The organism is Pseudomonas sp. PAMC 26793, assembly GCF_000313235.1.
GTDB lineage: Bacteria > Pseudomonadota > Gammaproteobacteria > Pseudomonadales > Pseudomonadaceae > Aquipseudomonas > Aquipseudomonas yamanorum.
Genome location: NZ_AMXG01000047.1, coordinates 1 through 13,630 on the forward strand (window position 1 = coordinate 1; position 13,630 = coordinate 13,630).

Here is a 13,630-nt window from a genome sequence, read left to right on the forward strand (position 1 = left end):
GCGTGGTTTAACGGGGCGCCTAAGATCAAGATCAAAAGCAAGAGCACAGCGGCCTACCGGCCGGCTTGAGTGTTTTAGAGCAACAGCACAATCAAAAGCTAAAGCGGGCACGGTCCAAATGTGGGAGCTGGCTTGCCTGCGCGAAGGTCGTTAACGATGACGTGGGCATTCTGAATGAACGCGGCGACCTCAGGTTTTTCGCGAGCAAGCCCGCTCCCACAGAAAAGCAGATCTGTTTTCGCTCTGGTCTTTGCTTTTGCTTTTAACACTCAAGCCGGCCGGGAGGCCGCTGTGCTCTTGATCTGCTTTTGATCTTGATCTGACTGCCCCATTCAGCCCGAGGCCGAACGCAGGCAGTGCGGAGCGGGTAAACCGGCAGGACGCCGGTTTAGCCGCGCCGGGCCATGGATGGCCCGGCGCGGCGGCCCGCTTCGCGGTGCCGGAGTGAGGGAACGCCGAGCCTAGGCGAGGCGCCGACAGGCGGGGCAGAGCGTTTTGGTTACTTTTGCGCTTTTCAAAAGTGACCCGCTGTAAGAGCGGAACCATAAGCAGCCGTTACCGCAGAAACGGATATGTACCCGACAAACCAAGGGACACCACCATGCCGATGTTCAACAAAATCCTCATAGCCAACCGTGGCGAAATCGCCTGCCGCATCCAGCGCACCGCCCAATCCCTGGGCTACCGCACGGTAGCGATCTACAGCGAAGCCGACACCGAAGCCCTGCACGTCCAGATGGCCGACGAAGCCATCAACATCGGCCCCGCCCCGGTCACCCAGTCCTACCTGAACATCGAAGCCATCCTCAACGCCGCCCACCGCACCGGCGCCGACGCCATCCACCCCGGCTACGGCTTCCTCTCCGAAAACCCCGACTTCGCCCGCGCCTGCGCAAACGCCGGCCTGACCTTCATCGGCCCCAGCCCCGAAGCCATCGAACTGATGGGCAGCAAACGCCTCTCAAAACTCGCCATGCTCAACGCCGGCGTCCCCTGCATCAAAGGCTACCAAGGCCCCGACCAGGACGACCCAACCCTGCAACAGCAAGCCGACCAAATCGGCTACCCGCTGATGATCAAGGCCAGCGCCGGCGGCGGCGGTCGCGGCATGCGCCTGGTGCACAGCCCCGACACCCTGCTGGAACACCTGCGCACCGCCCGCTCCGAAGCACAAAACGCCTTCGGCAGCGCCGAACTGATCCTCGAACAAGCCCTGATCAAACCCCGACACGTCGAAATCCAGCTGTTCGGCGACACCCACGGCAACCTGATCTACCTCGGCGAACGCGACTGCTCGATCCAGCGCCGCCATCAAAAGGTCATCGAAGAAGCCCCCTGCCCGGTCATGACCGGCGAACTACGCCAAGCCATGGGCGAAGCCGCCCTCAAGGCCGCCCGCGCCGTCAACTACGTCGGCGCCGGCACCGTCGAGTTCCTTCTCGACCGCAACGGCAACTTCTACTTCCTGGAAATGAACACCCGCCTCCAGGTCGAACATCCGGTCACCGAACTGATCACCGGCCTCGACCTCGTCGCCTGGCAACTGCAGATCGCCGCCGGCCAGCCGCTTCCTCTGAGTCAGGACCAAGTAACCCTGAGCGGCCACGCCATGGAAGTGCGCCTGTACGCCGAAGACCCGGCCCAGGGCTTCCTGCCGCAAACCGGCGACGTGCTGCGCTGGGAACCGGCGGCCGGTGTGCGCATCGATCATGGCGTGCTGGAAGGCCAACGCATCACACCGTTCTACGACCCGATGCTGGGCAAGATCATCGCCCACGGCGCCACCCGTGAAGAGGCTCGGCGCAAATTGGTCAGGGCCGTGGAAGACTGCGTACTGCTCGGCGTATCCACCAACCAGCGCCTGCTGGCCAGCCTGCTCAAGCATCCCCAGTTTGTCGCCGCTGACTTCAGCACCGGCTTTATCGCCGAGCACTTCAACGACATCGCCCGAACCCACGCGACCCACGAAGAATTGGCCCTGGCCACCGCGCTGTTTTACCAACACAGCGCCAGCGCTCACGCCAATCCGTTATCCGGCTGGCGCAACAACGCCAGCGTGCCGTGGCGTTATCAACTGGCCGACCAGGATGAGCCCCGGGCAATCAGCCTCACTGTGCTGGCGGACAATTGCCTGCAGGTCGACATGGATCAGCACGCCGTCGAAATACGTGACCTGACTACCGACGGACGCTGGGCCACTGCTGTTCTCAATGGCATTCGCCGTCGCATCGCCTACCACCTGCAAGGCACCCGGCTCTGGTTGCCAGGTGTGTGCATCGATAACCGCACACAGGCCGTTGCCACCCGCCAGACCGAGGCCAGCGACGGCACGGTCAAGGCGCCGATGGATGGGGCGATTGTCGAGGTACGGGTCAGCGAAGGCGATTCGGTCAGCAAGGGCCAGCTATTGCTGGTGCTGGAGGCGATGAAAATGGAGCACCCACTCAAGGCCGGCATGAGTGGTGTGGTCAAGCGAATCCAGGCGGTTGCGGGAGATCAGGTCAGGATCCGACAGATTTTGCTGGAGATCGAGTAAGCCCTGGGCGGAACTAGCAGGCTTGGCTACGCTCTATCCCCATCAGGACGGGAAGAGTACGGGAACCTGCGATGCCTCATTGGCTGATTATTGATCTTGAAGCCACAACGGATGAAGGCGGCTGGCCCGTGACCGAGATGGAAATCATCGAAATCGGCGTGAGCCTGGTCAACCGCCAGGGCCGTGAGCTGGACCATTTCCAGCGTTTCGTACGGCCGTTGCGCAGGCCGTTGCTGACGCCGTTCTGCCGCCAGTTGACCCACATCACCCAAGCGAATATCGATGCCGCCGCGCCGTTGAATGAGGTGTGGCCGCTGTTCGAACGCTGGCTCGGTCAACACCAGGCACGCCTGGAAGGCTGGGCGAGCTGGGGTGACTATGACCGCCAGCAACTGGAGCTGGAGTGGCAGCGTCATGGCTTGAGCAGTGTGCTGGGCCAGACGCCCCACGTGAACCTCAAGCAGCGCTTCGCCAAGGCCCGGCGCCTGGACAAGCCCCTGGGGCTCAACGGCGCGCTGCAACTGGCGGGCATGCAGTTCCATGGCCAGCAGCATCGGGCGCTGGAAGATGCGCGCAACACCGCACGCCTGCTGCCGTTGATTTTGCCCGTGTAGAAGGCATACTGGCCGACCTTTCTTGACCCTTTTTCCGAGGATTCGCCCATGTTTAAAGTCAACGAGTACTTCGACGGCACCGTCAAGTCGATCGCTTTCGGCACTGCAGAAGGTCCGGCGACAATCGGCGTCATGGCCCCGGGTGAATACGAATTCGGCACCGCCCAGCGTGAAATCATGCACGTGGTGTCGGGCGCGCTGACCGTCAAGCTGCCAGACAGCACCGACTGGGAAACCTTCGCCGCCGGCAGCCAGTTCAACGTGCCAGCCAATAGCAAGTTCCAGCTGAAGGTAGCGGTCGACACCGCTTACCTGTGCGAATACCGCGGCTGATCTTTGCGCCGGCCATAAAAAATGCCCGTTTCGCAAGAGACGGGCATTTTTCATTTCAGGGCGACTTACTCCAGGACGGTCACCGGCATGCCGACTTCCAGGCGGCCCACCCCATCGTTGACCAGGTTCTGACCGAACATCACATCGCCCTCGTGCTCACGATAAGTCTTGAGGGTGGCCAGCGGTTCGCGGTCGGCACTGCGTTCGCCGTTCGCCGGGTCGATGGTGGTCAGGATGCAGCGTGAGCAGGACTTGACCACGCGAAACTCCACATCGCCAATCCGTACCCGCTTCCAGCCGTCCTCGGCAAACGCTTCGCTGCCTTCGATCACCAGGTTGGGACGAAAACGCAGCATTTCCATGGGCCGACCGACCCGTTGGGACAAGTCATCCAGGGACGCCTGGCCGATCAGCAGCAACGGAAAACCATCGGCAAATGCAACCTTGTCATCGTCCTTGCCGTAGCCGGCCTCGGTGGTCCGCGCACGCGCCAGCGGCACTTGCACCAGGCGCGTGGGTTTGCCGATGAACTCGCTGACCCAGGCGCCCGCTTCATCACCGGCGTCGGGCACGCGCAAGGCGTCGCGCCAGATGGTCACGCCGCGCAACTCGGCCTCGCTGCCGGGCAGTGGCACGTCGAGGGCAGGTTGGCCTTCGGCGCTCAAGGTCAGGCCACCGGCGCTATTCCACAGCGCCGACAGCTGGCTCATTTTGGCCACGGCGCGCTGGGTCAGGAACCGCCCGCTGGCCTCGTCCACCAACATCCAGCGTCGATCCCCGTCGAGCCCGAGTGTGTCCAGGCCAATCTGCTGCAAGGTTTCACCCTTGCCGGACTTCAAGGGGTATCGGTACAACGCGCTGAGACGAAGCATGGGCCTGCATTCCTGAGGGGTAAAGCCGTCACCCTAAGCTCAAGCCGGTACTTCGTCCAGCATCAGGCGCTGACGCACCACGTCCACCAACTTGTCGGGCTGGAACTTGGAGAGGAAGTTGTCGCAACCGACCTTCTTCACCATCGAATCGTTGAAGCTGCCGGACAGCGACGTGTGCAACACCACGTACAGGCCACGCAGGCGCGGGTCGTTGCGAATCTCGGTGGTCAGGCGATAGCCGTCCATCTCGGGCATTTCGGCGTCGGTGAAGATCATCAACAGCTTGTCGGTCATCACCTGGCCGCTGTCGGCCCAACCCTTGAGCATGTTCAGGGCCTTGAGGCCATCGCTGGCGATGTGCATCTTCACCCCCAGTTGGCCGAGGGTGTCACGCAGTTGCGAGAGGGCGACGTTGGAGTCATCCACCAGCAGCACTTCGCGGCCACGGGCGCGCTCCAGTACCGGGTCTTCGAGTTTCTCGCGGGAAACCTTGGCGTTGTAGGGCACGATTTCGGCGAGGACTTTTTCCACGTCGATGATTTCCACCAACTGGTCGTCGACCTTGCTGATGGCCGTCAGGTAATGCTGGCGCCCGGCACTCGCCGGGGGTGGCAGGATTGCCTCCCAGTTCATGTTGACGATGCGGTCGACACCGCCCACCAGGAATGCCTGCACCGAGCGGTTGTACTCGGTGACGATAATAGTGCTGTTGGGCCCCGGAATCAGCGGACGCATGCCAATCGCCTGGGACAGGTCGATGACCGGCAATGTCTGGCCGCGCAGGTTGACCACGCCGCAGACAAACGGATGGCGCTGGGGCATCAGGGTCAACTTGGGCAATTGCAGCACTTCCTGCACCTTGAACACGTTGATCGCGAACAGCTGCCGCCCGGCCAGGCGAAACATGAGGATCTCCAGGCGATTCTCACCCACCAATTGTGTGCGTTGATCTACCGTGTCGAGAATGCCGGCCATTAAAGACTCCTGGGTTTAGCGGATGGATAGTGCTGGTCACTGAAGAGGGTTATCGGCGGCAAACGCCGGACCTTGACCCCCCACTAAAATGCCATGCAAATCCGTTGATGTCACACTGACATCATGCTTTACTGAGCCAGCTTCACCATAACGCCATCACCGCCGCCGCGTGACCGTAAAGTCAGCGTGAGGTTCCCCTATGTAAGGGATTCCCCTATCCACAATCAGGACCAACCTGATATTCGCGATATCTAATAGCCATTAATGTGACGCCATTCTCATTGCATGAATGGAGTCAGGCTTTTGTTTGCTATCGCAAGCCCGCGGCCGAGGGGTCGTCCAGAGACTTACGTCTTGGCAACCGAAGAAGTTGTGCGAACAACCCTGAATATTATGGGAGGCCCGGACGAGCCTGATCGTTATTCAAATAAATGTCCTACTGAAAAGTCGGATCCGACCTACAGATCTTCGTCATATTTCAGCGGTAGTTTTACGCCATTCACCCGGTACGACATCTCATCATCCGACGGTATGTTATGGAGACTTGCATGATGAACGACGGCAAAGAGTGGCAACTTGCACTTCCCGAGTTCCTGCTCGAAGCGGAGATGTTGCTGGCCAAGTCTGAAGAATGCTTGAGCCACCTGCATTTGATCCGCAACGACAGCGACGCCATCGACTGCATGAAAGCCAGCCTGATCAAGCTCTCGGAAAAGTCAGAAGCCCTGGCCCTGCGGGCGATCAGCGAGTTTTCACGGCATATCCAGTACCTGATCAGCAATGCCGCCAGCCCTTTGCAGTTACATGATGAAGCACTTGATGCATTGCACAACTGTCTCACCTTGCTGGCCTGGCAGCTGGAGTTGATCGACACCAAAACCGGCAAACTCAGCCTGGATGAAACCGAACAAACCGTGTTGATTGCCACTGTCGTCCAACACATCCCGCAAAGCGACTTTGGCTACACAAAACAGCAGCGCATGCCCTACGCCTTTTGAGTCCTCTTCGCATTTATTCGGCAAAAATGTCGCAATCAATCACGGACTTATCCAAAAACGACAGCCACAACTGATCACAAATGACGTAGTCGTTAGCCGAAAAATATCAATAAGCCACTAACGACAATACCGATACAAAACAACTTCAATGATACAACTCCCCCACTCTTTGAAATCCGGGACTACCTCCCGAGGCGCAGCCGTGACTAATACGCCTCATCAAGCTCGTCCCCAGGCGACCAACGGTAATAGTGGTGGTACCATGCCCCGCTCGAAGTGACTCAACTTCATGATGCATATAAACGTGAAATGCGCCTCCTATGTACGCCAGCCTGAAGTCACTCATCGCAAGGTCCGTGTCCCGAAGCAATGCACGCAGGATGACCCTCGCGCTGTGCCTGTGTTCGTGCCTGCTTAGCCTGTGGGCTTATGCACGCTCGGCCGAGCTTCCTTTAGCCCTGTTGTTATTGAACCTGGCTACCCTGTTGGTGGTGGGCCTGCAACAGTGGCGCTCACGCAAGTCCATCAAGTTCCAGCCCCAGGAACTGGCCGAACGTCTGTTGCAGGTCCAGGAAAACGAGCGTCATCGCCTGAGCCGTGAATTGCACGACGATATCGGCCAACTGTTGACCGCAGCCAAGCTGCAAAGTGAATGGCTCAAACGCCGCCTGCCGGAAGACCTGCAAGGCTATTGCGCAGTGCTGTGCAACACCCTGAACGAAACCCTGGCCAAGGTGCAGGACGTGTCGGCCATCCTCAATCCTCGTCAGTTGGCGAGCCTGGGGCTGGAGGCGAGCCTGCGGGCGCACCTGCTCAAGACCCTGGAAAACACCCAGGTAAACTGGAGCCTGGAATGCCATCAACGGCTGACCGGCATCCCGGAAGAAATGGCCGTTGCCGCCTTTCGCGTTACCCAGGAAGCCGTCACCAACATGTTGCGCCATGCCCAGGCACGCAACCTGCTGGTGCGCCTGCAACGCCTGCCGGAAGGCCTGTCACTGTTTATCAGCGATGACGGCCTGGGCTTTTCGCCCGCCATCAACCCCGCCCAGGAAGGTCAACGGGGCATGGCTGGCATGTCCGAGCGGATTGATCAACTGGGCGGCACATTGTCTGTCAATAGCCGGCCAGGCTTTGGCACAAGGATTGAAGCGCTTTTCCCCTGGGCGCCCCGCGCCCTCGAACGGGCCAACCCCCATAAGGTTCTAGAGTGACGTGCAACTTACTCCTGGTGGATGACCACTCCCTGATCAGGGCCGGCGTGCGTGCGCTGGTCATGGATATTCCCGGCTACGCGGTGATCGGCGAAGCGAGCGATGGCGCCCAGTTGCTGGAGCGCTTCGACGCGCTGCAACCCGACATCGTGCTGCTCGACCTGTCGATGAAACACACGGGCGGGCTCGACGCGCTCAAGGAACTCAAGGGCGCCTACCCGAAGAGCAAAGTGCTGATCCTGTCGATGCACACCGACCCGGAACTGATCATGTGCGCCCTGGAATCCGGCGCCCATGGCTACCTGCTCAAGGACACCACGGCCAACGAGCTGGAGCACGCGCTGCTGGCCTTGCGCAACAACGAACGCTACCTGAGCCCGGCCATCGCCCACACGGTGATCAACCAGGCGCTGATCCGCAATCAGGCCCAGGCCAACCCGCCTCCCAACAGCCATAACCTGACGGCACGCCAGCTGGAAATCCTGCGTTTGATCGTGCGCGGCAAGTCCACCCGGGAAATCGCCCATGGCCTGGGTTTGAGCATCAAGACCGTGGAAGCCCACCGTTCGCAGATCATGAAGCGCCTGCAGATTTTTGATGTGGCGGGCCTGGTGTTGTTCGCGGTGCGCGAACAGATCATCAGCCTGGACGATTAGTCAGCAACGGCGAATCCGCCGGCAAATGCACCCGCAGCGCCTGGGGCAAGGCCGAAAAGAGCAAGTCATCGCCCTGCAGCGGCTCGCCGTCCAGATTGATCGCCAGCCCTTCGGCGACCTTGATTTCGACCCAGGGCAAACGCGCCCGCACAAACATATTGTCCAGGCCCCAACCGTCCGTCATCAGGCTACGCAGGGTGCCGACCACTTCCTGGGGCGCCGGCAGAATGCTGATATCCAGCAAACCATCATCGGCCAGGGCATCGGGACACAGCACATGCCCGCCGCCAGCCTGGCGCCCGTTGCCGATGCCCAAGGCCAGTAGCTCGCCGCGCCAATGAAAGTCGGGGCCCTGCAATTCACCGTAGGCCGCACGCAACTCGCTGAAGCGTGACAGGCCGGTAAACAGATAGGCTGCGCCGCCGAGGACTTTCTTCAGGTCTTCAGAGGTGTTGGCGGTGACCTGGCTGCCAAATCCGCCGGTGGCCATATTAAGGAAGATCTGCCCCCCCACCTCGCCCAGGTCGATGGCACGGGCCGGCGCGTCCAGCAGGTCCAACGCCTGCTCAGGCTCCAGCGGCACACCGGCGGCGCGGGCAAAGTCATTGGCGGTGCCGAGGGGCATCAGCACCAGGCTGGCCTCGGTCTTGGCCCGGGCCATGGCCTCGGCCACATCCCGCAGCGTGCCGTCACCGCCGCCGGCAATCAGCCGCGTGTAGCCATCGGCCAGGGCCTGATCGACAAATCGCTGGGCATCGCCGCCCTCCCATGTCACCCGCACGGCCAACTCCCAACCCTGCTCGCGCTTGCCCTGCACCGCTGCCCGCACCTCTTCGTTGAGGGCTTGCTTGCCGTGCAGAATCAACAGTGCCTTGGGTGTGCTCATGGATGAATGCTCCTGGGTTTAAGGTTCCTGAGGGATGTTGACCGTGGCCAATCGAAAAAAAGCCATCGAGTGTAGAAATTAACCGGGATTTGTAGCGCTTCTGACACTGATCAACTCGCACTGGGCAAAATCGACCTAGACTTGTACCTATTCCCATCCGACAAGGCCGTCGCACCATGATCACCCTGTCCGCCTTCCACTCCATGCTCATCCCCATCCTGACCGGCATGATCCTCCTGGCCATCGGCTTCAACTTCCGCGACAAAGCCATCGGTGTGTTCGGCATGTGGATCGGCATGCTGCTGATCCTCGGCACCGTGGTTTACAAGATCCTCGCCAAACTCGCGGAATGACAATCTCACTCGCATTGCACAGGACGGCCTCGTACACTCGGCCAATTCGTCGTTTTTAAGGTTGACCGCCTCGTGCTTGCCCGTTTGTTTGCCCTGCCCTGTTGCCTGCTTATCTGCCTGCTGACCCTGCTGCCCATGGCGCCTGCCCACGCCGTGGGCCTGCCGGGGCTGCTGGGCAGCAACACCAAAACCCAGCCGCAAGCCGACGTCCCGTTGGGCCAGTCCCTGGACGAGGTGATCAAGACCCTGGAGAACGACCAGCAGCGCACCAAGCTGCTGAGCGACCTGAAAAAACTCCGGGAAACCACACAAAAGGCCCAGCCCGCCGCCGAACTGGGTGTGCTCGGTTTGATCGGCGGCACCTTGTCGAGCCTGGAGCAACAGTTCTCCGGCGCCGACAGCCCGATCAATCGCTGGTCCAGCGAGCTCGACCAGGCCAAGGACGAGCTCACCGCACTGATGCTGCCGGCCAGTGAATGGCTGCCGATCATCTTTGCCTTTGCCATGATCCTGATGCTCTGGAGCCTGCTGGCCGCCGTGCTGATCTGGCTCAGCCATCGGGTGCGCGAGCGCTTCGGCCTGACCCAAGAACTGCCCCAACACCCCAAGACCTGGGACCTGTTGCGCTTCGCCCTGCGCAAGCTCGGACCATGGCTGATCGCGCTGGTGATCACCGTCTACATGAGTTACGCACTGCCCTCGTCCCTCGGCAAATCCCTGGCGATGGTGTTGGCCTACGCGCTGGTAGTGGGCACCTGCTTCTCGGCGATCTGCGTGGTCGCGTTTTCCGTGCTGGACGGCCCGCACCGCCACCGCGCGCTGTACATCCTGCGCCACCAGGCCTTCCGGCCGCTGTGGCTGATCGGCAGCTTTGCCGCCTTTGGCGAGGCCGTCAGCGATCCGCGCCTGGCCGAGAGCCTGGGCCAACACTTGTCCCATGTCGCCGCAACCATCGCCAATGTCATGGCCGCGCTGTCCACTGGCGTGTTCATCCTGCGTTTCCGCCGGCCCATTGCGCACCTGATCCGCAACCAGCCGCTGTCCCGCCGCCTGACCCGCCGCGCCCTGAGCGACACCATCGAGATCGTCGGCACCTTCTGGTACCTGCCGGCGTTGCTGCTGGTGGGCATCTCGCTGTTCGCCACCTTCGTCTCCGCCGGCGACACCAGCACCGCCCTGCGCCAGTCGTTGTTGTGCACGGTGTTGCTGGTGTTGTGCATGGTGATCAACGGCCTGGTGCGCCGCCACTCCCTCAAGCCCCAGCGTGGGCACAAACGCCATGCGCTGTACTCCGACCGCCTGAAAAGCTTCGTCTACACCCTCGCCCACCTCGTGGTGTGGCTGGTGTTTATCGAACTGGGCCTGCGGGTCTGGGGCCTGTCGCTGATCCGCTTTACCGAAGGCGATGGCCATGAAATCAGCGTCAAGCTGTTCGGCCTTGCCGGCACGTTGCTGTTCGCCTGGCTGATCTGGATCCTCAGCGACACCGCGATCCACCACGCCCTCACCCGCTCGCGCAAAGGCCTGGCCAATGCGCGTGCGCAGACGATGATGCCGTTGATCCGCAACGTGCTGTTCGTGACCATCTTCATCATTGCCGCCATCGTCGCCCTGGCGAACATGGGCATGAACGTCACGCCGCTGCTGGCGGGTGCCGGCGTGATCGGCCTGGCCATCGGTTTTGGTGCGCAGTCGCTGGTGGCGGACTTGATCACCGGCCTGTTCATCATTATCGAAGACTCCCTGGCGATTGATGACTACGTGGATGTCGGCGGCCACCTGGGTACGGTCGAAGGCTTGACCATCCGTACCGTGCGCCTGCGGGACATCGACGGGATCGTGCACACCATCCCGTTCAGTGAGATCAAAAGCATCAAGAACTACTCCCGGGAATTCGGCTACGCGATCTTCCGGGTGGCGATTCCCTACAACATGGAAATCGACGACGCCATCAAGCTGATGCGCGACGTCGGGCAGAAGATGCGCAACGACCCGTTGCAACGGCGCAATATCTGGTCGCCGCTGGAGATTCAGGGCGTAGAAAGTTTCGAGTCCGGCAGTGCGATTCTTCGCGCCCGCTTCAAGACCGCGCCGATCAAGCAGTGGGAGGTTTCGCGGGCGTTCAACTTGTCGCTCAAGCGTCACCTCGATGAAGCCGGGCTGGACCTGGCCACCCCGCGCTTGAGCGTGCAAGTAGTGACAGCGGCGGGAGGCGTGCAGGAGAAAGAATAAGCGCGGCCCGGACGACGTCAGGATCAACAACAATAATCATGGAGAGTCCTTATGCGTTTGACCGGTCTTACACACCAATGGGTATTCGGCCTGCTGTGCGGTGTCGCCAGCAGTGCGGTCATCGCCGCCAGCAGCGGCCAGGACAGTGCCCGCGAAGAAATCGCCGCCCAGGCGAAAGTGCTGGAACCGGCCTTGCTGGAAACCCGGCGCGACCTCCACGCCCACCCTGAACTGGGCAACACCGAAAAGCGCACCGCGGAGCTGGTGGCCAAGCAATTGCGGGAGATGGGGCTTGAGGTCAAGACCGGCGTCGCCCGCACTGGCGTGGTCGCGATCCTCAAGGGCGCCCTGCCCGGCCCTACCGTTGCCCTGCGCGCCGACATGGATGCGCTGCCGGTCAAGGAAGTGTCCGACCTGCCCTTCGCCTCGAAGGCCAAGGGGGTGTACCTCGATAAAGAAGTCGACGTGATGCACGCCTGCGGCCACGACGCCCACACCGCCATCCTGCTGAGTACAGCGAAAATCCTGACGGGCATGCGCGATCGTCTGCCGGGCACCGTGGTGTTTTATTTCCAGCCGGCTGAAGAAGGCCCGAGCGACTTTATCCCCGATGGCAAGAACACCTGGGGCGCGAAGATGATGGTGCAGGAAGGGGTGATGAAATCGCCCAAGCCGGATGCGGTGTTTGGGCTGCACGTGTGGGCCGGTGTGCCTGCGGGGCAGATTGCCTATCGGCCGGGGCCTACCCTGGCGAGTTCGGATGACCTGCGGATCAAGATCCTGGGCAAGCAGACCCATGCGGGGCGACCGTGGGATGGGATTGATCCGATTACTGTCGGGGCGCAGGCCATCGTTGGGTTGCAGACGGTGGTGAGCCGGCGTACGGATATTTCTTCGTTTCCGTCGGTGGTGAGTATTGGCACCATCAACGGGGGGACGCGGTACAACATCATTCCTGAGTCGGTGGACATGAGTGGGACCATTCGCTCTTACGACTATGGCATTCGCCAGAAGCTGCATGCGGATGTGCGGCAGACCGTCGAGAAGATTGCCGAGAGTGGTGGGGCGAAGGCTGAGGTGACGATTATTGAGAAGTATGATCCGACCATCAACAACCCGGCGCTGACCGAGAAGATGCTGCCGAGTTTGCGTTGGGCGGCGAAGGGGGATGTGGTCAACGCCCCGTTAGTGGGTGGGGCTGAAGACTTCTCGTTTTATGCCAAGGAAGCGCCGGGGTTGTTTGTGTTTCTGGGGGTGACGCCGAGGGATCAGGATATGAGCAAGGCGGCGCCGAATCATAATCCGGGGTTCTTTGTGGATGAGTCGGCGTTGGTGGTCGGGGTTCGGACGTTGGCTTCGTTGGCGACGGATTATTTGTATGCCAATGCGGGGGATTGAGGGTATATCCGTTATTTAGGTAACGGCCGCTTAGGGTTCCGCTCTTACAGCGGCTCACTTTTGAAAAGCGCAAAAGTAAGCAAAACGCTCTTGCCCCACCACTCGGCTCCTCGCCTAGGCTCGGAGTGCCCTCACTCCGGCTTTGGACCGTGGGCCGCCGTCATGGGCCATCCCTGGCCCAGGACGGCTAACCCGGCGTCCTGCCGGGTTACCCACGCTCCAAAGCCTGCGTTCGGCCAGCGTGGTTTAACGGGGCGCCTAAGATCAAGATCAAAAGCAAGAGCACAGCGGCCTCCCGGCCGGCTTGAGTGTTGAAGAGCAAAATCAAAAGCTAAAGCGGGCACGGTCAAATGTGGGAGCTGGCTTGCCTGCGATAGCATCAACTGGGTGTACCTGATGCACCGAGGTGTCTGCATCGCAGGCAAGCCAGCTCCCACAGAAAAGCAGAGCTGCATCCGCTTCAGATTTGGCTTTCGCTCTGGATCTTGCCTTTGCTTTTAACACTCAAGCCGGCCGGGAGGCCGCTGTGCTCTTGCTTTTGATCTTGATCTGCTGGCCCCGTT

At 60.9% G+C, this 13,630-nt stretch carries 11 protein-coding genes and 1 pseudogene; 9 read left to right on the plus strand and 3 right to left on the minus strand.

The window, feature by feature from the left end; translation table 11 throughout:
• The first annotated feature begins 601 nt into the window (after nucleotides 1-601).
• From D109_RS0126210 to D109_RS0126220, 3 genes are all read left to right on the plus strand, one after another.
• A complete protein-coding gene (locus D109_RS0126210) occupies nucleotides 602-2,536 on the plus strand; it encodes an acetyl/propionyl/methylcrotonyl-CoA carboxylase subunit alpha (RefSeq protein WP_017479490.1) in 1,935 nt (644 codons plus the stop codon).
• Between the two features lie 71 nt (nucleotides 2,537-2,607).
• Entirely contained in the window at nucleotides 2,608-3,150 is a 543-nt protein-coding gene (locus D109_RS0126215) for an exonuclease domain-containing protein (RefSeq protein WP_017479491.1), read from the plus strand.
• Between the two features lie 48 nt (nucleotides 3,151-3,198).
• Nucleotides 3,199-3,483 (plus strand): pyrimidine/purine nucleoside phosphorylase, encoded by a 285-nt coding sequence (locus D109_RS0126220; protein ID WP_003183665.1) that lies wholly within the window; start codon nucleotides 3,199-3,201, stop codon nucleotides 3,481-3,483.
• Nucleotides 3,484-3,548: 65 nt separating this feature from the next.
• Here the strand turns inward: D109_RS0126220 and D109_RS0126225 are convergent, their stop codons facing one another.
• Nucleotides 3,549-4,355 (minus strand): MOSC domain-containing protein, encoded by an 807-nt coding sequence (locus D109_RS0126225; RefSeq protein WP_017479492.1) that lies wholly within the window; start codon nucleotides 4,353-4,355, stop codon nucleotides 3,549-3,551.
• A 39-nt stretch (nucleotides 4,356-4,394) separates the two neighbouring features.
• Nucleotides 4,395-5,330, minus strand: coding sequence for a chemotaxis protein CheV (locus D109_RS0126230; protein WP_017479493.1), 936 nt, complete (start codon nucleotides 5,328-5,330; stop codon nucleotides 4,395-4,397).
• 551 nt (nucleotides 5,331-5,881) lie between these two features.
• Between D109_RS0126230 and D109_RS0126235 the strand changes: the two genes are divergently transcribed.
• The 3 genes from D109_RS0126235 to D109_RS0126245 all read left to right on the plus strand — a co-directional run bounded on the left by D109_RS0126235 (nucleotide 5,882) and on the right by D109_RS0126245 (nucleotide 8,198).
• Nucleotides 5,882-6,328: a hypothetical protein gene (locus tag D109_RS0126235; protein ID WP_032869063.1), complete on the plus strand. Its 447-nt coding sequence runs from the start codon at nucleotides 5,882-5,884 to the stop codon at nucleotides 6,326-6,328.
• 320 nt (nucleotides 6,329-6,648) lie between these two features.
• Complete coding sequence (locus D109_RS0126240; RefSeq protein WP_026078223.1) at nucleotides 6,649-7,542, plus strand: sensor histidine kinase; 894 nt, start codon at nucleotides 6,649-6,651, stop codon at nucleotides 7,540-7,542.
• Nucleotides 7,539-8,198, plus strand: coding sequence for a response regulator transcription factor (locus D109_RS0126245; protein WP_017479496.1), 660 nt, complete (start codon nucleotides 7,539-7,541; stop codon nucleotides 8,196-8,198). Before D109_RS0126240 ends, D109_RS0126245 begins: the two co-directional genes overlap by 4 nt.
• On the opposite strand, the pseudogene yegS reads toward D109_RS0126245, so the two are convergent.
• Nucleotides 8,160-9,084: pseudogene (yegS, locus tag D109_RS0126250) on the minus strand (lipid kinase YegS); the annotation flags it as partial. The gene D109_RS0126245 and the pseudogene yegS sit on opposite strands and share 39 nt — an antisense overlap.
• A 176-nt stretch (nucleotides 9,085-9,260) precedes the next feature.
• Here yegS and D109_RS1000000134680 point away from each other — a divergent pair.
• The 3 genes from D109_RS1000000134680 to D109_RS0126265 all read left to right on the plus strand — a co-directional run bounded on the left by D109_RS1000000134680 (nucleotide 9,261) and on the right by D109_RS0126265 (nucleotide 13,067).
• On the plus strand, nucleotides 9,261-9,437 hold the full coding sequence (locus D109_RS1000000134680; protein ID WP_017479498.1) for a hypothetical protein: 177 nt from the start codon (nucleotides 9,261-9,263) through the stop codon (nucleotides 9,435-9,437).
• 72 nt (nucleotides 9,438-9,509) lie between these two features.
• Nucleotides 9,510-11,669, plus strand: coding sequence for a mechanosensitive ion channel family protein (locus tag D109_RS0126260; RefSeq protein ID WP_017479499.1), 2,160 nt, complete (start codon nucleotides 9,510-9,512; stop codon nucleotides 11,667-11,669).
• A gap of 51 nt (nucleotides 11,670-11,720) precedes the next feature.
• Nucleotides 11,721-13,067: an amidohydrolase gene (locus tag D109_RS0126265; protein WP_017479500.1), complete on the plus strand. Its 1,347-nt coding sequence runs from the start codon at nucleotides 11,721-11,723 to the stop codon at nucleotides 13,065-13,067.
• Nucleotides 13,068-13,630: the final 563 nt, after the last annotated feature.

Coding starts and splice junctions, on each gene's coding strand:
- D109_RS0126210 (WP_017479490.1), top strand. CDS start 602: ATGCCGATGTTCAACAAAATCCTCATAGCCAACCGTGGCGAAATCGCC.
- D109_RS0126230 (WP_017479493.1), bottom strand. CDS start 5,330: ATGGCCGGCATTCTCGACACGGTAGATCAACGCACACAATTGGTGGGT.
- D109_RS1000000134680 (WP_017479498.1), top strand. CDS start 9,261: ATGATCACCCTGTCCGCCTTCCACTCCATGCTCATCCCCATCCTGACC.
- D109_RS0126220 (WP_003183665.1), top strand. CDS start 3,199: ATGTTTAAAGTCAACGAGTACTTCGACGGCACCGTCAAGTCGATCGCT.
- D109_RS0126235 (WP_032869063.1), top strand. CDS start 5,882: ATGAACGACGGCAAAGAGTGGCAACTTGCACTTCCCGAGTTCCTGCTC.
- D109_RS0126265 (WP_017479500.1), top strand. CDS start 11,721: ATGCGTTTGACCGGTCTTACACACCAATGGGTATTCGGCCTGCTGTGC.
- D109_RS0126215 (WP_017479491.1), top strand. CDS start 2,608: ATGCCTCATTGGCTGATTATTGATCTTGAAGCCACAACGGATGAAGGC.
- D109_RS0126240 (WP_026078223.1), top strand. CDS start 6,649: ATGTACGCCAGCCTGAAGTCACTCATCGCAAGGTCCGTGTCCCGAAGC.
- D109_RS0126225 (WP_017479492.1), bottom strand. CDS start 4,355: ATGCTTCGTCTCAGCGCGTTGTACCGATACCCCTTGAAGTCCGGCAAG.